We start from the raw sequence: 2497 nt of genomic DNA on the forward strand, positions 1-2497 counted from the left end.
TATTAGGACCTAGACAACCAATAGAAGTTCGATCTATACCTGACAAAAAAATAATCCATGAAGAAATTGTTAATCTTGAATCTTTACAAACACTTTGGGAAAGCTATGACTTTACGACAGTTATACTAAATAATAAATCGGCAAAGTCTAAATTCATTACAACTTTTTATAGTAATGAAACTAAAACAGGAAGAGGAAATCCATTTACGAGTAAAACCATTCACCAAATAATGTTAGATAGTCATGGACGTTGTATGTTTACAGGGTGTGGAGAACTCTTAAATATTGATAAGTTAACAGGACGAAAAGGTAATTACGCCTATAACGCACATAATATTGCCTCATCAGATAATGGAGAAAGAGGATTACCCTTCCTTTCAGAAGCACTTTCAAATAACGCAGAAAATGTACTTCTACTATGTGATAAACATCATCGCCTAATAGATAAAGTAGCGGCAGCAGAATATGATGCTTTCACCCTAAATAATATGAGAAAATTGCATAAAGCTAATGCTGAAAAACTACTAGATGCCCTAGCCTTTGAACCAATTCGAGTATATTCAATTTTATGGCCAGTTCATGGAACTGTATCTTCTACTCCTGATTTAAAGGAGATATCAAATAGTTTATACCCTTTAAATTACACAATTAATGGAGCTTTAATCCCCCAATACTCAATGCCACATCCTGATCTATTTAATAAAGCTTTCATACAGTGTATTGAAACAGAAGCTCATACAATTCTAAGGCAAACTCAACACCACAATCATAAGGCTGCCATATTCGCATTTGGTCCTATGCCAGCTTTAATTGGATTAGGAGCACTATTGGGAAATAAAGGAGAGTTTATTCCTATGTTTAAATCAAGGGAAACTCAAAAATGGGAATGGCCTAGTACTACTATGATTGATCCTCTAAATGAAGTTACTGGTTTAGATAATCTAGAAAAACGATCTGAAGTAGTGTTATGTATACATGCCACAGCCATTGCAGAACCTTTACAGCAAACAGCAAAAAAAATAGCTGAAGAAAAGAATATACAAGTTATCGAAATTACGAACCTAGAACAATGCAGAGGTAGCCAAAGTATCCCTCATCCTAAAAATGTAAAGGCTCTAACAGCACAAATCCAACAACTTTTAATAAAACTTAAAAGCGACTATGGAATAGCATTAGTACACTTACTTGTCATTGCTCCAAATGCTGCATGTGTAGCAATAGGTCAAGGGATCGATAAAAATCATCCGGATATCATAGTTTATGATTTTACAAGTGATGGTATACAACCAGTATTAAGAATTAATAGTACAGAACAAGGTAATAAATTAGAGTCAATCTAAAACTATTAACTGATAAAAGCCTAGGAGAATAACCTAGGCTTTTCAAGATTCAGAAATCGTAGAAGTTCAAAAAGTCTTTAACATTTGTATTCATTACTTCTAGCCAATCTATTAATTCAATCACATCTATACGTCTTTCTAAAATTTCAATTTTCGAAACATAAGATTGGGGTTTATTCAAACGACGCGCAAGCTCGACCTGAGTCACATTCCTTGACTCACGAAGTTCTATAAGTTTCTTGATAAGGTCTTGATACCTAGGGTCGTGTATTGAGCGCATGGCTCAATATCAGTTACAATTCAAAATATCCCAAAATAGGATATTAGAGAATTAGAACGATGTTAAAGATTAAAAATTTACCAATAATTCTATGCGTTATGACTGTGACATCTTGTACAACAAAATTTCTAGATACAGGTACATCTACCTCTGTGAACCAAATGTTGACTAACGAATGGCATATACAATCATATGACTCATCAAAACCAGTCCTGATCGATAATGATTTTGAAATGCGGGTATCTACATACTCATCCCCTATTTTTATTCATCAGCAGTGGGTAGAGCAATTAGCATCACCTTATAGAAAGCTACAAGGACTATGTCGCAGACAAAATGGGCAATTTACTTATTTAGGTGATAATAATTCAGTAATGATAAATGCTGGATCAATAAAAAATGGCCAACCATTACCTCCACCCGATCGTTTAACAATTGAAGTGCTTACACAAATTCGTAACTCTAAATGGATTGGCGACTATTCTTGCTCAAGTAGCACAGAAAATTGGAAAACCTCCATTAAAGCAACCAACTGGAGAGCAAAAAATGATGGAACAAATGCTTGGCGATATATAACACTTACAACAAAGATTATTAGCAAATAATAAAATAAGATCGATACCTTTTAGCAACTTCTAATTACCAGCTATAAGGTATTGATTAAATATAAAAAATTAGATAAAAACTAATAAATTTTCATCTTAAAATGATGGAGAAAATTCACGAATCATTTCAAGACCACGTTTACCATCTAGAATGTCAAATAGAAAATTAGTATACATTTTTTTAGTACTCCCCTTACGCTCTAAATCAATGATATTTTCATATTCTGCCTCTAATAAAATATAATTTAAATTACTAGATCTATCAAAAAACT

The 2497-nt window shown here is 33.0% G+C and carries 3 protein-coding genes; 2 read left to right on the plus strand and 1 reads right to left on the minus strand.

The window, feature by feature from the left end; translation table 11 throughout:
- Nucleotides 1-1340, plus strand: a 1340-nt coding sequence (locus tag HUN22_RS16460) for an SAVED domain-containing protein (RefSeq protein ID WP_174731629.1), incomplete at its 5' end; no start/stop codon positions are given.
- 49 nt (nucleotides 1341-1389) lie between these two features.
- On the opposite strand, the gene HUN22_RS16465 is transcribed toward HUN22_RS16460, so the two are convergent.
- Nucleotides 1390-1620: a helix-turn-helix domain-containing protein gene (locus HUN22_RS16465; RefSeq protein WP_174731632.1), complete on the minus strand. Its 231-nt coding sequence runs from the start codon at nucleotides 1618-1620 to the stop codon at nucleotides 1390-1392.
- Between the two features lie 59 nt (nucleotides 1621-1679).
- Between HUN22_RS16465 and HUN22_RS16470 the strand changes: the two genes are divergently transcribed.
- Nucleotides 1680-2225, plus strand: a complete 546-nt coding sequence (locus tag HUN22_RS16470; protein WP_174731635.1) for a hypothetical protein — start codon at nucleotides 1680-1682, stop codon at nucleotides 2223-2225.
- Nucleotides 2226-2497: the final 272 nt, after the last annotated feature.

This window comes from Acinetobacter lactucae (assembly GCF_013344765.1).
Lineage (GTDB): Bacteria > Pseudomonadota > Gammaproteobacteria > Pseudomonadales > Moraxellaceae > Acinetobacter > Acinetobacter lactucae_A.